Below are 17260 nucleotides of genomic sequence, written 5' to 3'. Positions count from 1 at the left end.
TTTTACAGTGAGTCAGCATTCAAATGCAAATTTATGAACCCTGTGCTTTGAAGCTTCCTACTGGTCTAATTATAAGAATTATATAAATGTAAACAATGACAAAAAATAACCATAAAACTTAAATATAGGGTTTTAACTGTTCGCCGCGGCGCGAATCAGAAGTATTCTATAGGGTTTGAATCCGTTTTCAAAAAATAATAATAATCAAAATAAGATAAAATATGGGTATATTTACTAATAAAATAATGAAAAAGAATAATGTTGAATATAAACGTTTTTTCAGAACATTTAAAGCTTTTTGGAATGAAATGATCGTTATACGAATTGAACGGCTTGTTTCAGGTCTTAAAATGTCGCGGGGATCCTTCGCGGTGAATTAAAAAAAGCTGGCCCCGGTTGCGTACCGGGGCCAGCTTGGATAATGGTTATGGTTGGAGAGAAACATCATGAAGCTGCATGATTCCATTCGGATGCCGCCAGAAACCCTGCACTTTATCGCTAACGCCATTCAGGTCTTCCTTGTGGTGAAGGTAAAGCATCGGTGCCAGCTCAACCAGCTTCTCCTGCGCTTGCTTGTAGAGTGCTTTGCGCGCATCGGGATCGCTCTCCACGCGGGCATCGGTCAGAAGCTTGTCCAGTTCTGCATCCTTTGTGAAGGTACGATTCCCCGGCTCGCCTACATTCTCGGAATGGAATACCGGGTACAAGCCATAATCGGCGTCAGCGGTCACCGTTGACCAGCCCAGAATGAACATATCATGCTCTCCGGCAGCAGTCTGCGCGAGGTATGCGCCCCATTCCAGCACTTCAATTTTTACATCAACGTTGATTTCACTTAATTTGGACTGCACATATTCAGCGATTCTAATCCGCTCAGTGTTGTCATTTGTCCAGATCGTCGTGGATAATCCGCCCTCATGCCCTGCTTCCGCAAGAAGCTCTCTCGCCCGATCCTGATCATAAGGTATCGGAGAAACGGAATCGTCATATCCGAAAACATCCGGTGCCAGCGGACCCACTGCAGGAACCCCAGTGCCTTCATAAATCCCTTGCACAATGTCCTCTTTGTTGATCGCCATGGAAAGCGCTTGGCGCACGCGTACATCATTAAACGGTTCTTTGTCCATATTGAATCCGATATAGGTCAGGCTCAGCGTTGACTGTCGATTGACGGATATACCATCGAGACTATCGACACGATTCAAGTCGCCCGGGCTAACCGGGTCAATAATATGGGCAAAGCCGGTTTCGATCTCAGCAATCCGTGTACCGTCCTCACTAACCACTTTGAAGGTTATGCTGTTTACTTTGGCTTTGTCTCCCCAATGCGATTCATTAGGTACAAGCTTTACCTCTTGGCCGGGATTCCAGCTCTCCAGCTTGAAGATACCGGTTCCGACAGGATTTTGGGAGAGATAGGTGCCGGCTTTTTGACCGGCCTCAACCTGCTCGTAATCCAGTTTTATCGCTTCTGCGCTCACCATGCTGACACCGGAATGGGCAAGATGCGCCAGCAGCGGAGAAAATGGAAACGCCGTAATTAATTGCACGGTATTCTCATCGACCACGTTCACTTCGCTGATCATATTAACGAGAAACGCCCGCGGCGATGCTACATCCGGGTCCAGCATCCGGTCGATGTTGGACTTGACCACGTCAGCGTTGAAGTCGGAGCCATCCGTATATTTGACCCCTTGCCGAAGCTTGAATTCCCAGGTTACCTCATCGACTTGCTCCCAGCTTTCAGCCAGACCCGCTACGATATTGAGGTCCTTGTCATGAACGACCAGCGTATCATACAGATGAGTAGTCATGACGCTCGATGGCTGATCGGTAGACATGTGTGGGTCCATAGAAGGGGGATCCGATAACCAGGCAACAACCAGGTCTCCGCTGCTTTCTCCAGTGCCTTCGGTCACATTGTTCGAATTCTCAGGTGTGCCATTGCCGTTCGTGCTGCCGACATTACCATTTGAATTGCCGGGAGTGTTGCTGCCGTTGTTGCTGCACGCGGACAGAAACACAGCTAGGACAAGCACTGAAGAAATGATCCATAACAGCCTTCTACTTCTTTTCATCACTCATTCCCCTCTCAATTATTATATAATTTGACAGAATTTTATTTTTACTATAAAAATCCGTCAAAATTTATTATACTAGAATTATCCAGATAAAGAAATTGATTATTGTAATAATTCAGAATATTCGGAAAGAGAGGATGGGATGCATGAACGAGATTTTACCTGAAACAAGAGGCACAAGTTTTGCTCCGAGTACAAACAGGCATGGAAGGTGGAGATCATTTTATAATCGGTTAAGCAAAAATAAAGCGGCTTTAGTCGGCGGTTACCTCGTTGTACTATGTGTGATTACGGCAATCATAGGCCCTTATCTGACGCAGTACGATCCAGCCAAAGTCGATTATTCCATCCGGCTGCTGAAGCCTTCAGCAGAGCATTGGTTCGGTACGGACCATAACGGAAGGGATATATTTACGCGGATTATTCACGGGATGCCGCTTACGTTATCAGTCGGATTTTTCTCCGTGCTGGTAGGAGCCGTGTTCGGTATCATTCTCGGTGTCTTTTCCGGATATTATGGGGGGAAATGGGATGCGGTCATTATGAGGGTCGTGGACGTTATGCTCGCATTTCCAGGTATTTTGCTGGCACTGGCGATTGTAAGCGTTTTAGGGAAAAGTCTGGTCATGGTGGTGATCGCCGTCGGCATATTCTCTGTTCCTACCTTTGCCAGAATTGTGAGAGGATCCACCTTAGCCGTACGCAAGCTGGAATATATCGACGCTATGCGTGCACTCGGCGCCAGCGACAGAAGGATTATTTTCAAGCACATTCTGCCTAATATTTCATCTCCTATTATTGTCCAGGCCACGCTGCGGATTGCGATAGCGATCTTGACCGCAAGCGGTCTTTCCTTTCTCGGACTGGGAGCCCAGCCTCCGACGCCGGAGTGGGGGGCCATGCTCAATGACGGCCGGAACTATATGCAGGAGCATCCCCATATCGCACTGATCCCGGGGATTGCCATCGTCGTTGTCGTTTTGGCATTCAATCTTTTCGGAGATGGATTGAGAGACGCCCTTGATCCAAAGGCCAACAAATAAGAAGGGGGGGCAGCATATTGTTCCAATATATCATTCGCAGGCTGCTGCAGACGATTCCCGTAATCATCGGGGTAACGATCATTGTATTTTTGTTGATGCATCTTATACCCGGGGATGCGGCACAAGTGATCGTCGGCGAGGGCGTGCCTCAGGAGCAGGTAGATCAAATCAGGGAAAACCTTGGATTAAACGAACCTATACCGGTGCAGTACTTTAATTATATCGGCGGTCTGTTGCAGGGCGACTTGGGAGATTCCATCCGAAGCAGCCGCCCGATCACGGATGAAATTTTCACAAGCAGGTTTTGGATTACGATGGAGCTGGCCGTTTACAGTACGATTCTGGCAGTCTTTCTTGGACTTACCGCTGGGATTATATCGGCCGTGAAGCGAAATTCGGCTGCTGATGTCGGGATTATGATCATTGCTCTATTTGGCCTGTCCATGCCGAACTTTTGGCTGGGGCTCATCCTGATCCAATATTTTGCGGTCGATCTCGGCTGGTTTCGTCCTTCTGGATGGGGGACGTGGTCGCAGAACGTTCTTCCGGTGATCACACTGGGAACAGGCGGAGCGGCAATTATAGCCCGCATGACCCGTTCGAGCATGCTGGAGGTGATTGGCCAGGATTACATCCGCACTGCAAGGGCTAAAGGCGTACGTGAGCGCGTCGTCATCTACAGGCATGCACTGAAGAATGCGATGATCCCGGTCATTACCGTCATTGGCCTGGAATTTGGCGGATTTCTCGGCGGGGCCGTCTTAACGGAAACGGTCTTCGCCGTCAATGGGATGGGAAGATACGTCATTGACTCTATCCGCGCCAGAGACTTTCCGGTCGTGCAGGGAACCGTGCTGGTTCTCTCCTTGATGTTTGTATTCGTCAATTTGTTGGTAGACATCTCCTATAGATATTTCAATAAACGTATCGATCTCAACTAATCACCATGCCAGAAGAGAGGAGAGATATGACATTGGTTAATAAAACAGCGGTACTGGAAATCCGGGATTTGCGGACCTCTTATTTTACGGAAGGCGGAGAAGTGAAGGCTGTAGACGGAATCAGCTTGAACGTTCCTAAAGGGAAAACACTGGGTATCGTAGGCGAATCAGGTTCGGGGAAGAGCATCATGGCACTGTCGATTCTCCGGTTGATTTTCAATCCGGGAAGGATCGTGGCCGGCGAACTGCTGTACAACGGAGCAGACCTGCTCAAAAAATCCGAGAAGCAAATGCGCAGCATACGGGGCAACAATATATCGATGATTTTCCAGGAACCGATGACATCCCTCAATCCGGTCTACACCGTTGGCGAACAAATTGCCGAGGTTTATCAAATTCACGAAAACATGAACAAAAAACAGGCGATGTCAAAAGCGGTGGACATGCTCAGGCTGGTCGGCATCCCATCCCCGGAAAAAAGGGTTCATCAGTATCCATTCGAGCTGTCAGGGGGCATGAGACAGCGGATTATGATCGCCATTGCTCTAGCCTGCAATCCCGATGTACTGATCGCAGATGAACCGACGACTGCGCTGGACGTTACGATTCAAGCGCAGATCTTGGAGCTGATCAAAGATTTGCAGCAAAAATTGCACATGTCCGTTATTATTATCACGCACGATCTTGGCGTTGTTGCCGAAACATGCGATGATGTCGCGGTTATGTACTGTGGGAAGGTCGTTGAATATGCCGATGTGAGAACCTTGTTCACAGCGCCAAAACACCCGTATACAGTAGGCCTGTTGAATTCACTGCCGCGCCACGACGTCGATAAAGAGGAGCTGGAAGCGATCAAAGGTTCCGTGCCCAGCCCCTTCGAGCTGCCGGAAGGCTGCCGGTTTGCGCCGCGTTGTCCGCACGCGGCGAAAATCTGCTTTGAACAGCTGCCGGAGTTGAATAAACTGGAGGACCGTAGTCAAGTTCGATGCTGGATTTATACCGATAAGTGGGGACAGCAGCCGGAGGTGAATCGAACACCGTGAAGACAGAACTGCTGAATGTCAAACATTTAAAACAGCATTTTCCGATCAAGGGCGGTTTTCTCGGACGCATCGTCAATCATGTTAAAGCAGTGGATGATATTTCCTTCACGATCTACGAGGGTGAAACGGTCAGCATCGTGGGAGAATCGGGCTGCGGCAAATCGACTACGGGAAGAGCGATTATGCGGCTGGATGAACCAACATCGGGGGAGATTATCTTTGAGGGCAGCAACCTGCTGGCTTTGAACAAGCGGCAAATGAATAAGAAACGCAAAGATTTGCAGATCATTTTTCAGGATCCCTATGCCTCCTTGAATCCCAGGCAGACCGCTGGCGAGATTCTCGAAGAGGCGATGGAGATTCAAAACGTCGTACCGAAGAGCAAGCGCCGGCACCGGGTGATCGAGCTTCTGGAGACCGTAGGTTTAGCCGCTTATCAAGCGGATCGTTATCCTCACGAATTCAGCGGTGGTCAACGGCAGCGGATCGGCATCGCCCGGGCTCTGTCGGTCAACCCGAAGCTCATCATTTGCGATGAAGCCGTGTCGGCGCTGGATGTTTCTATCCAGGCACAGGTGCTTAATCTGTTAAAAAGGCTGCAGAGGGAATTCAAGCTGACCTACTTGTTCATTTCCCATGACCTTGGCGTCGTGCGCCATATTTCCGACCGGATCATCGTCATGTATGTGGGACGCATCGTGGAAGTTGCGGATAAGACCTCTTTATTCGAACATCCGCAGCATCCTTATACCCGTGCGCTGTTATCTGCGATCCCCGTCCTTGACCCGGATCGAAAAAAGGAGAGAATCATCCTGAAGGGCGATGTACCGTCGCCCATTGATCCTCCGCCAGGCTGCGTATTTCATACCCGCTGTCCCTATGCGACGGACCGCTGCAAGGAGGAGATCCCCCAGCTTCGCACAGCGGAAGGTGCAGCCGGGGGCCATCAAGCGGCTTGCCACTACATGGAAGAGATTCAAAACGGCTCGATGGAGCGGGCGTATTCGTGAAGTGAAGTAGGAAACTGTCGAGACTAAGCTGTTTACAGTAGCTTTATGGTACCCGTCAACTTTGGGTATCTTTTTTTTGCGCGCCACCGGACCTAATCGGGTTAATTATACTGCCGAATATGGAAGATCCGCTGTGATGTCAATTTATGCCGCTCCGGTAGCTCCCCGGCGTTACGCCTTTATATTTCTGAAAAGCTTTGTACAGCGTATTGGAGGAACCGTAGCCGATCTCGTAGGCGATGTCCGACACTGTCATTTCCGTGGAGACGAGCAGAGAGCAAGCATGGCGGAGACGGATCTCATGAAGCAGGTCGATGAAGTTTACGCCGGCGTGGCGTTTGATTTGTTCGCTCAGGTAAGTCTCGTTGAAGTGGAAGGTCTCGGCGAGCCCGGACAGGGTGAGGGCGTCCCTGTAATGGACATGCATGTAACGGATCACCTTCCAGATTGAATCTGGCAGCTCCCCGCGTTTTGGCACGGGGATGGATGCCTGCTGATGGAAGTCGCTGCGAAGACGGTCTACCCGGATCATGGTTTCCATAAGTTTTGCCTTTAGAATAGCGATTCGCCAGGTCCGCCTGCCTTCAAATTCTTCGAGCATTTCCTGGAAGATGCGAGCCATATCCGTTGCATGTTTATCAGTGAGCTGAAAGAAGGTCGGACGGTCGTCCTCTCCGCCAAGCAGCAGCTCGGCGAAGCCCGCTGCGGATTCACGGGTGTCTGTAAGCAGCTCCACGCTGAACATGCAATTATAGAGCTTCAGCGTCGAACCCGGATCGGCGCGAAGCTCGTGGAATTGAAAAGGGAGCACCAGTGTAAGGGTGCCCGGCTCCATAGGATGCTCAACGCCGTTCACGATTTCTTTGCCGCTTCCTTCGATGACAAGCGAAATTTCCAGGAAATCGTGGCGGTGCGCCGGGAATCTGTCAATCAGATGGATATCGATCGTAAAGGGCATATCCGGATGAACCCTGTGATAGTCGGTAAAGTAATAGGGATAAATCGAGGTCATCTCTAGCCTCCCGAAGAATGGAGATAAGAACCCGAAAAACGGTTATGATTTTCGCGTGAATTCATCTTACCATAGGTGTATCCCTAAAGATACAAGGAGATGACAGCATGATTACCATTGATTTGAACGGCCGCTGGCAGATGAAGCGGACTCAGGATACAGAATGGATGGAGGCCGTTGTTCCCGGCTCGGTCTATGCGGACTTGCTGCGCAGCGGCAGAATGGAGGATCCGTTTTACCGTGATAACGAAGATGCGGCTCTCGCATTGATGGATGACGATTACGAGTATACGAGGACATTTGAGCTTACCTCCGAGGCGCTTGCCGGAGACCAATTGCTGCTCCGCTGCGAAGGTCTCGATACATTGGCCCGGATTATTCTCAATGGGCAAACGCTTGCTTCTACGGATAATATGCACCGTACCTATGAATTTGATATCAAAGGGCGGGTTGTCGAAGGAGAGAACGAGCTGCGAATCGTATTTTCCTCACCGAACCGGTTCGTAGCCGAGCGTCATGCCGCCAACCCACTGTATGGCGTATCCGATGCGCTGCCGGGTTTCCCCCACCTCCGTAAGGTACACTCCATGTTCGGCTGGGACTGGGGCCCGAAGCTTCCGGATGCCGGAATCTGGCGCAACATTTCGATTGTATCGCATACTGCGGCACGGCTTCATGATGTGTATATCGCCCAGGAGCACCGTAACGGTTCAGTAAAGCTGAGCGTCGATGTCTCCGCTCTTGTGTGGACTGAGGAGCAGGCAGAAGCGGAATTGATCGTCAAGGGGACGGACGGAAGCAGGGTCGTGTACACGGGTAAAGCTGTGCTGAACAAGGACAGACTGGATAGGGCGGCGGTTCAATTCCAGGTCGAAATCGCCGATCCCGAGCTTTGGTGGCCGAACGGATACGGAGAGCAGCCGCTGTATACGGTGGAAGTGCGTATTGTGCAGGAAGGCAGCTTGCTGGAGGGGAAGCAATACACTATCGGCCTTCGCACGCTCCGTGTGAACCGGGAGCCGGACCAATGGGGCGAGAGCTTTGCGTTCGAGGTAAACGGTGTGGAAATTTTCGCTCAAGGCGCCAATTATATTCCGGAAGATAATGTGTTGACCCGGGTATCGATCGAGCAGACGGAAAGGCTTCTGCTGGACTGCATCGAAGCGAATTTCAATTGTATCCGCATATGGGGCGGCGGATTTTATCCAAGTAATGAATTCTATGCGCTGTGCGACAAATACGGTCTGATCGTGTGGCAGGATTTCCTGTTCGCGTGTGCTGTCTATGAGATGACTGACGCCTTTACCGAGAACATCCGCCAAGAGGCAATCGACAACGTCAAGCGTCTCCGCCATCATGCAAGTCTGGCGCTGTGGTGCGGAAACAACGAGATGGAATGGGGATGGGAGGAGTGGGATTTCTTCGAGAAAATCCCGAGACTACGCGCGGATTATATCAAGCAGTTCGAGGTTGTCCTCTCCGACGTAGTAAAGAAATACGATCCGCAGCGCTTCTATTGGCCGTCGTCTCCTTCCTCCGGCGGAAGCTTCGACAAGCCAAACAGCGAGAACTACGGCGACGTTCATTACTGGGATGTCTGGCATGGTCTGAAGCCGTTCACCGATTACCGCAATTTCTATTTCCGCTTCTGTTCGGAGTTCGGCTTCCAGTCGTTCCCCGATATGAAGACGATCGAATCGTTCACGCTGCCGCAAGACCGGAATATCTTTTCTTATGTGATGGAGAAGCATCAGAAGAACGGTGCGGCAAACGGCAAAATTCTGTATTATCTGTCGGAGAACTTTAAGTATCCTAAGGATTTTGAATCGATGGTGTATGCATCCCAACTGCTGCAGGCGGAAGCGATTAAATACGGTGTCGAGCACTGGCGCCGCAACCGAGGCCGCTGTATGGGTTCGATTTATTGGCAGCTCAACGATTGCTGGCCGGTCGCTTCGTGGTCCAGCATTGATTACTACGGACGCTGGAAGGCGCTGCATTATTTTGCGAAGCGGTTCTACGCGCCGGTTCTTTTATCCGCATGCGAGGAGGGCACAGGCGTAACGCTTCATGTAACGAATGAAACGATGTCTTTGGTCAGCGGGACGATTCACTGGAAGCTGAGAGACCACAGAAGCGGCATCGTGAAAGAAGGCAGCGCGGAAATTACCGTCGATGCGCTTCAGGCAAAGCAGGGAATTGCATTGGATTTCAGGGAAGAGCTGAGCACCGGCCTTGCCATGAGACAATCGTACCTGGAATTTATGTTCGTCGCAGACGGCAGAGAAGTGAGCGGCGGCACCGTACTGTTCACGAAGGCCAAACATTTTGATTTCCTTGACCCGCAGATCGCAGTTGAGGTCAGCGAGACGAAAGATGGGTTCGTCATTGGCCTGCGTGCGGAAGCGTTCGCCAAGTACGTCGGACTGCAGCTGGCGGAAGCGGACGGCCGGTTCGACGATAACTTCTTTGATCTGTCGGGCAGCGCCTCCAGGGAGGTTGTGCTTGATAAATCCAGCTTGTCCGAGGCACTGACGCTGGAGCAGCTGAAGCAGCAGCTGCGTGTGACCTCCTTGTACGACCTTGCTTGATCTATATTCGTTGACGGGGCTGCCCGAGTCATTGTATGACTTATGGGACAGCTCCTTCTTTTATGGTATGATCGGATGCATCCTGTAATTCGGTGGTGTATGTATGCACAGAAAGAGATTTTTCGGCTTAAGGTCCAAAATTTTGATGTTTTCCCTGATCATTACGCTGCTTCCGCTGCTTCTGGTCAGTACCTTCTCTTATAGAGAATCGATTCAGATGGTGCGGAGCCAAGTTATCGATTTGAATCTCGTCAATGCCGAGCAAATCGCGAACAACCTGACGTTTATAATGAATGATGTGGAGACGATATCGCTGAATCTGATTCAGAACAATGTGTTAAACGACTATTTGCTGTTGTCGAATACAGAGAACAGGCACCAGCGGGAGCCGGAAATTCTGAGCCTTCTCAATGACCAGCTTTTTAACAAAAGATACATATATTCCATTTATATTGAGGACGCTTACGGCAACGGATTGGATGTCAGAGGGGCCGGCAACACCGTAGACGGCGAGCGGACCCTTCAGCTGCAGCAGCTTAGAGGGAAAGAAATGTGGTATTTTAACAGCATAGCAATCGGCGCCAGGCAGGTTAACGCCATCTCCATGGTTAGGGAAATTCGGGATGTCAACAACCTGAGCCGGCCGCTCGGCTTCATGAAAATCAATATTCTGGAGAGCGACATCCGGGATCTGTACCGGACACAAGTGCAGGATAAGGGACAGTTTTATTTGCTGGACCGTGACGGTACGATTCTGTCCACGATCTCAGGCAAAGAAGCGGGCACACGGCTGGACACAGCCTCTCACTATCCGAATATGGCAGGCGCGGCGGCCGGGCACTTCAACACGACAATCGAAGGAGAGAGATATTTGGCCATATTCGACCGGATGCAGCCGATCGGATGGCAAATTGTTCAGTTGATCCCGTATGACTATATTTCTCAATCCGGCGATGTCATTGGTAGAGTGACTGCGATCACGATTGCGGCCAGTCTTGTCATTTGTATTGGGTTTATCCTGTTGTTCGCGGCAAGGGTGCTGAAGCCGCTCAAGCAGATCCGTATCTTGATGAAACAGGTGGAGAATGAGAACTTCAATATGCGGATGGAAGAGCGGGGCAACGATGAAATGACGCTGCTTGCCCGGAGCTTTAACCGGATGTCCAATAAACTGGACGAATTGGTCAACGAAGTGCATGTATCGAAGATCAAGCAGAAGGAAGCCGAGCTCAAGGCGCTTGAGGAACAGATAAACCCGCATTTCCTCTATAATACGCTGGATTTGATCTATTGGATGAGCCGTATGGAAAAAGCGTTCGAGACATCTGTTATGATCAATGCGCTGTCGCAGCTGTTCCGGATCGGACTCAACAGCGGCAGCGGCTTTACCACCGTAAGCCGGGAAGTCGACCATCTGCACTATTATATGCTTATTCAGCAGAAACGATATGAAGAGGAGATCCTATTCACGATCGATATGGAGGAGGAAGCCATGGATTGCAAAGTGACAAAAATCATACTGCAGCCTCTGGTGGAGAATGCAATCAGCCACGGTATCGAGCAAAAGGGAGGCTCAGGTTCGATCCGCATCCGGATTTTCCGGGAAGGCGGCGACCTGGTTTACACGGTTACCGACAACGGCGCAGGCGCAGACGAAGCGGCGGTCAACGCGTTATTGCATCAGACAGGGGAGGACAACCGGGGCCTTGCGCTTAAAAATATCAACGACCGCATCCAGTTGAATTTCGGCGGCTCCTACGGCATTGACTTCCACAGCGTACCCATGGAAGGAACGACGGTGACTGTCAGACAACCGTGGCTCAAAGGAACGAACGCCCATGTTTAACGTGATGCTCGTAGATGATGAACTGGTTGTTCGGCGCGGGATTACAACCTCGATCGAATGGGGTGAGCATGGCATCGCGTTCGTTGCCCAGGCGAGGAACGGGAGGGAAGCGCTTGATCTGCTGCAGGAGCATGCTGTAGATCTTATCCTGACCGATATCCGTATGCCGGTGATGACCGGTATCGAGCTGGCGCACGCGGTGAAGGCGCAGTATCCGGATATAGAAATCGTGATGCTCAGCGGTTACGAGGATTTTCAATATGCGAAGGAAGCGATGTCGATCGGCATTCGCCATTACCTGCTGAAACCGATTATGGCCGAGAAGCTGGTGGAGCTGTTGACGCAGCTGCGGGACGAGCAGCGCAGGATACGCTCGGATCGGCAGGGAGAGATTATCAAAAATAAAATATTTAATGAGAATCTGCCGGCAATTAAATTGGCGCTCATGAACAGCCTGATCCATCTCAAGCCGGACAGTGGCGAGGTCATTGATCAAGCCAGAACGCTTAACATCGAGCTGGTCGGGCCGGCCTATCAGGTTTTTGTCATCGAAATCGACGATTATGCCATGTTCACAGAAGGGTTGTCACGCAAAGAGCAGGAGGCTTATTCGTTTGCCGTTATGAATATTGCTGAGGAGACGCTGGTCTCCCGCATTCCGGGCTTCGTATGTTATGGAGAGTCCGACAAAATGATCGGACTTGTCAATACGAGAGAAGGTCTTGATATTCGGGACAATTGTAAGGAAATTCAGGAAAATATCAGGAAATACCTAAAGCTATCCATTAGTATCGGCATCGGCACCCAAAGAGCGGACATGATGGATCTGCATGCGTCGTATAAGGAAGCAGTGACTGCACTCCGGCGTAAAGGAATCAATGGGAAAGGCGCCATCCTCATGTTCAGCGATGCATACAGCTTGCCGGACGGCTCGCAGCAGGGCATGTCCGAGGAGGATCCGGCACGAAACGCCAAAAAATTGGTCAAAGAGGCGATCCAGTATATCGCAGAACATTACGACAAGCAGATCGGCCTTAACGATCTTGCCCGGCATGTATACGTCACACCGGCCCATTTCAGCAAGGTGTTTAAGGAAGAGATGGGGATCACATTCGTGAAATGGCTTAATCAATATCGGGTGGCGGAGGCAAAAAAGCTGTTGAAAACGACCTGGCTCAAAACCTATGAAATTGCAGAGAAGGTCGGCTTTCAAGATTATAAGTATTTCTCGATGATCTTCAAGAAATATACGGATTATTCTCCCCGTGATTACCGCAATCATGAGTAAAACCGCAGGACAACGGAACCGGCCGCTGGGCCGGTTTTGTGTTTTATCCCTGAAGTTTTCATTGAATAACACAAAACATTCGATGTTTTAACGAAAATGCCACCTGTTTTTCGATGTCGAGAACCGTCAAAATAAATACAAGCAGGACGCAATCTTATACCAAAGGGGAGAAAAAAAGATGAAAAGAACGTACAAAATGTTATCTGCTGTACTTATTGGCGCATCCATGCTGTTATCCGCCTGTGGCGGAAATAACGCGGCTCCAAGCGGCAATGCTGCAGCCGGTTCAGGCGAAAAAACGATTGAGCTGACACTGACGAATTCCTGGTCGTCGACATCTACGCAGGCGGTGGATGTGGTGCGCCGGAAATTGATCGATGAGTACAAGGCCGAAAATCCGAACGTGAAAATTTCCGAGGAGACCCTTGATAACGCTTCACTTAAAACAAAAATCAAAACGCTCGCAGCGGGCAATAATCTGCCTGACGTATTCATGCTGCTGGGCTCGGACGCCAGGATGTTCCTCGATAACGGCTTGATTATGCCGCTCAACGACATCCTGGATGAGGATAAAGAATGGAAGGACGGCTTTATTCCCGCCGCTTTCAACGACTTCGACGTCGATGGTCAAATCGCGGGCGCTCCGATACAAATGACGTCGACCTCCTTCGTGTATTATAATGCCGAGATTTTCAAAAATGTCGGCTACGAAACATTCCCTGCTACATGGGATGAATTGATCGACGCACTTGCGAAATTCAAGGAAATGGGCATTACGCCGATCTCTATGGGCAATAAGGATCAATGGGTGGCTGGTTCCTCCCTGCTTAGCGCCCTTGGCGACCGTTTCACGGGAACCGACTGGTTCAACAGCATCCGCGACAGGCAGGGGGCGAGCTTCACGGATCAGCCGTTTATCGACGCGCTGACGGCCATCAAGCAATTGTCCGACATGGGCGCGTTCAATTCCGACATCAACAGCATTGATCATACACAGCAGAGAACTGCTTTCTACAACGGTCAAGCGGCAATGTTCCTGGAGGGAGGCTGGGCGGTATCCTCTGTCGTCAACGACGCGCCGAAGGAAGTTCTCGACAACACGCATCTTGCGCTGCTGCCAAGCGTGAACGGCGGCGCCGGCGAAGCTTGGGCAACGGCCGGCGGTTCCGGCTGGGCAATCGCGCTCAACTCGAATCTGGAAGGGGAAGAGCTCGAAGCGGCGGTTAAGCTGGTCAAGCTGCTGTCCGGCGAGAAAGCAGCCAACATGTCCGCCGAGCTGGGCGATTCATCCGGTTCCATTGCAACGGACTATGACAAGAGCAAATCAACGCCTCTCTTCCTGGAGTATCTGGATCTGTTGGAGAAGTCCAAGATGACACCGGTATATGACATCCATCTGGCGCCATCTATTATCCAGGTCATGAACAAAGGACTTCAGGAGCTTCTGATCCCGAGCTCCGGCAAGACGCCTGAGAAGCTGGCGGAAGAAATCCAGGAAGCCTACGAGAATTCTTAAGCTATAATTGTCGTTTTCTTCTCCGAAACCGCAAGGTTTCGGAGAAAATACTGTTAAGGGGATGGATCTGTGGAGAGAACATTACCGAAACCGAAAGGGATCGTTATATTCGGATTCTTGCTGCCGGGAATATTGATCAACCTTTTCATCATTGTCATTCCGCTTATTCTAGCGATTTACTTCAGCCTATATAAATTTACAGGCGGCATTATGGGAGATTTCGTCGGATTGAGCAATTATGCCCAACTTGTAAAGGACGGGAAGTTTTGGAACTCATTCAAAAACAACCTTGTGATTACCGGACTCAGCATTGTGGGCCAGCTAGGTTTTGCTTTTGTTCTGGCGATTGTACTGCAGTCCAAATGGGTGAAATTCAGGGAGTTCCACCGCACCGTCATCTTCCTGCCGGTTGTGCTGCCGGCCGTTGTGGTCGGCTTTGTGTGGACGCTGATGTATAACAAAGATTACGGCATATTGAACAAGCTGTTGTCCAGTATAGGGCTTAGCTCCTGGATCCAGCCATGGCTCGATGATCCCGGCATCGTGCTTTATTCCGTCACGGCTCCGATCATCTGGCAGTTTATCGGTCTCTACCTCATTATTTTCATGTCCGCCATTCAGAACATTTCCTCTGAAATTTATGAGGTAGCGGAAATCGACGGAGCGACAGGACTGCGCAAGGCGATTTACATTACGCTTCCGATGCTTGCCGATACAATCAAGGTTGCGCTTATGCTTTGTATTGCAGGCAATATGAAAATATTCGATAACATTTTCGTTATGACTGGCGGCGGACCGGGAGACAGCTCGACCGTTATGGCGCAGTATGCATACAACGTATCGTTCGGTCAATTCCGTCTGGGCTACGGAAGCGCGGTATCGATCGGCATGATCATCCTGAGCCTCTTGCTTGTTCTGGTCATCCGCAGATTGATGGGGGGGACGAACCGATGAAGCAAAACACCGTCATCCCGAATGTGTTCAAAGGGCTGTTTAATATCGTGCTGCTGCTGGTTTCCGTCGCTTGCGTATTCCCTATCCTATGGATATTGTATTCTTCTTTAAAAACCCATCAGGAATTCAGCTTAAGCATTTTATCCCTGCCGACATCGTTTCATTTTGAGAACTATGTGACGGTATTCTGGGAAGCGAAGCTGTATCAATACTTTTTAAACAGTGTATTTCTCGGTGTCGTCGCAACGATTTTAACGATCATGATCGGATTTGTCAGCGGTTATTTTCTCGCACGATTTCAATTCCGGGGCCGAAATGCGCTGTACGCGATGTTCTTGTTCGGCATGCTGATACCGGTATACGGCCTGCTTGTGCCGGTCTTTATTGAATACAAATACGTAGGATTCCTGGATAATCGTTTCTCGCTCGTTCTGCCTGCGGTTACGTTTGCGCTGCCTATTGTCATTTTTCTTATCGAAAGCTTTGTCAAGAGCATTCCGCTTGAGATTGAGGAAGCTTCTTATGTGGACGGAACGAATATCTTTACTTCGCTGATCAAGATCGTATACCCGATGTGCCGTCCGATCATCTCGACCTGTATCATTCTGAGCTTCCTTAACGTGTGGAATGAATTTCCATTCTCGCTTATTTTGATCAGTTCCCAGGAGCTGAAGACGCTGCCTGTCGGCTTGACCAATTTCGTCGGACAATATTCGGTGAATTACCCGCAGCTAATGTCAGGCATCAACGTGGCCGTACTGCCGGTTATCGCAGTGTATCTCGCCATGCACAAACGGATCATTCAAGGAATGGTGGCTGGAGCGGTCAAAGGTTGATCGCGGCAATCCAATCTATTAATTGGGAGGAATTGATTATGACAGCAACGATGAAGGGCGTCGTTTTTCCAGGCGACAAGAAGGTGGAGGTGCGCGACTTTCCGGTACCTGTACCGGGCCAGGGAGAAGTGCTGATCAAAATGAAAGCTTCGGCAATCTGCCGCAGCGATATGAGCTTATATTACGGAAACGCCGGTGTCGTCGGAAGCGCGGATAAGGCAGGTGCGGTCATTCCGGGACATGAGCCGGCAGGCGTTGTGGAGTCCGTCGGGGACGGTGTCAAGAATATCCGGCAAGGCGACCGCGTTGCGGTGTATCTGGCTCTGGGCTGCGGCGAATGCCCTAGCTGCAAGAGCGGCTATATCATGTTCTGTCCGACCTGGCAGTGCGTGGGCTTCGACCAGCACGGCGGAGATGCGGACTATATCGTGGTGCCGGAAGTGAACTGCATGAAGCTGCCGGACGGCATCGATTTCGTCACTGCGGCGGTTTCCACCGATGCCGTAGGCACACTCTACCATGCGCAGAAACGACTGGGGATCTCCGGCTGCGATACTCTGGTCATTTTCGGGCTTGGGCCGATGGGAGGCGCCGGCATTCTCGTCGCAAAGGCGCTCGGTGCGACTGTTATTGCCGTGGACATGATTGAGGAGCGGTTGGAACTCGCGATGGAGCTTGGCGCGGATCACGTATTGGACGGCCGCGAGGGCAATGTGGTGGAAAGAATCCGCCAGTTGACCGGCGGCAAAGGGGCGGATGCCGCCGTGGACTGCTCGGGCAATACCCATGCGGAGAATCAAGCGCTCGATTGCATCAGGCCGCACGGCCGCGCAGCTTTCGTCGGCGAATGCCGCGAATCGACGATCAAGCCGAGTGAGCAGTTGATTCGCAAACAGGTGACGCTGATCGGATCCTGGTATTTCCCGATTCAGGAATTTGCCGAGATCACCGATTTTATCGTCCGTAAATCGATTCCGGTGGAGAAGCTGGTTACCCATAAATTCCCGCTCTCGGAAGCGGAGACTGCCTTTAGGATGTTTGATGAGCGGAAAACCGAAAAGGCTGTATTCGTGTGGGAATAGAATAGCGTGAGGAGAGG

General features: G+C 50.6%; 13 protein-coding genes. 11 read left to right on the top strand and 2 right to left on the bottom strand.

Going from position 1 to position 17260, the window contains the following annotated elements:
* Window positions 1-425: 425 nt before the first annotated feature.
* Window positions 426-2078, bottom strand: coding sequence for a glutathione ABC transporter substrate-binding protein (locus IEW11_RS10425; protein WP_188531018.1), 1653 nt, complete (start codon window positions 2076-2078; stop codon window positions 426-428).
* Window positions 2079-2227: 149 nt separating this feature from the next.
* Here IEW11_RS10425 and nikC point away from each other — a divergent pair, with 149 nt between their 5' ends.
* From nikC to IEW11_RS10405, 4 genes are read left to right on the top strand one after another with little or no spacing between them, the layout of a single operon-like run.
* Complete coding sequence (nikC, locus tag IEW11_RS10420) at window positions 2228-3124, top strand: nickel transporter permease (protein ID WP_188531017.1); 897 nt, start codon at window positions 2228-2230, stop codon at window positions 3122-3124.
* 17 nt (window positions 3125-3141) lie between these two features.
* Window positions 3142-4065 carry an ABC transporter permease gene (locus IEW11_RS10415; RefSeq protein ID WP_188531016.1) on the top strand — a complete coding sequence of 308 codons (924 nt, stop codon included), beginning with the start codon at window positions 3142-3144 and terminating at the stop codon, window positions 4063-4065.
* 26 nt (window positions 4066-4091) lie between these two features.
* Window positions 4092-5108 carry an ABC transporter ATP-binding protein gene (locus tag IEW11_RS10410; protein WP_188531015.1) on the top strand — a complete coding sequence of 339 codons (1017 nt, stop codon included), beginning with the start codon at window positions 4092-4094 and terminating at the stop codon, window positions 5106-5108.
* Complete coding sequence (locus tag IEW11_RS10405) at window positions 5105-6118, top strand: ABC transporter ATP-binding protein (protein WP_188531014.1); 1014 nt, start codon at window positions 5105-5107, stop codon at window positions 6116-6118. The genes IEW11_RS10410 and IEW11_RS10405 overlap by 4 nt, the downstream gene beginning before the upstream one ends.
* 139 nt (window positions 6119-6257) lie before the next feature.
* Here IEW11_RS10405 and IEW11_RS10400 read toward each other — a convergent pair whose 3' ends face one another.
* Entirely contained in the window at window positions 6258-7130 is an 873-nt protein-coding gene (locus IEW11_RS10400; protein ID WP_188531013.1) for an AraC family transcriptional regulator, read from the bottom strand.
* A 107-nt stretch (window positions 7131-7237) separates the two neighbouring features.
* Here IEW11_RS10400 and IEW11_RS10395 point away from each other — a divergent pair, with 107 nt between their 5' ends.
* The 7 genes from IEW11_RS10395 (at window position 7238) to IEW11_RS10365 (ending at window position 17243) form a co-directional block, all read left to right on the top strand.
* The gene (locus tag IEW11_RS10395; RefSeq protein ID WP_188531012.1) at window positions 7238-9721 is read left to right on the top strand and encodes a beta-mannosidase; all 2484 of its coding nucleotides are present in this window, start codon (window positions 7238-7240) and stop codon (window positions 9719-9721) included.
* Between the two features lie 103 nt (window positions 9722-9824).
* Entirely contained in the window at window positions 9825-11567 is a 1743-nt protein-coding gene (locus IEW11_RS10390) for a sensor histidine kinase (RefSeq protein ID WP_188531011.1), read from the top strand.
* Window positions 11560-12855 carry a response regulator gene (locus tag IEW11_RS10385; protein WP_229725142.1) on the top strand — a complete coding sequence of 432 codons (1296 nt, stop codon included), beginning with the start codon at window positions 11560-11562 and terminating at the stop codon, window positions 12853-12855. Before IEW11_RS10390 ends, IEW11_RS10385 begins: the two co-directional genes overlap by 8 nt.
* A 178-nt stretch (window positions 12856-13033) precedes the next feature.
* Window positions 13034-14371, top strand: a complete 1338-nt coding sequence (locus tag IEW11_RS10380; RefSeq protein ID WP_188531010.1) for an extracellular solute-binding protein — start codon at window positions 13034-13036, stop codon at window positions 14369-14371.
* 69 nt (window positions 14372-14440) lie between these two features.
* On the top strand, window positions 14441-15325 hold the full coding sequence (locus tag IEW11_RS10375) for a carbohydrate ABC transporter permease (protein WP_188531009.1): 885 nt from the start codon (window positions 14441-14443) through the stop codon (window positions 15323-15325).
* Entirely contained in the window at window positions 15322-16161 is an 840-nt protein-coding gene (locus IEW11_RS10370; protein WP_188531008.1) for a carbohydrate ABC transporter permease, read from the top strand. Before IEW11_RS10375 ends, IEW11_RS10370 begins: the two co-directional genes overlap by 4 nt.
* Window positions 16162-16199: 38 nt before the next feature.
* Complete coding sequence (locus tag IEW11_RS10365; RefSeq protein WP_229725140.1) at window positions 16200-17243, top strand: zinc-dependent alcohol dehydrogenase family protein; 1044 nt, start codon at window positions 16200-16202, stop codon at window positions 17241-17243.
* The last annotated feature ends 17 nt before the right edge of the window (window positions 17244-17260 follow it).

Origin of the sequence: Paenibacillus abyssi, assembly GCF_014640295.1 — a bacterium.
GTDB lineage: Bacteria > Bacillota > Bacilli > Paenibacillales > Paenibacillaceae > Paenibacillus_D > Paenibacillus_D abyssi.
The sequence above is the reverse complement of the archived record's forward strand: the minus strand, read 5'-3'. Positions and strand labels throughout refer to the sequence as shown.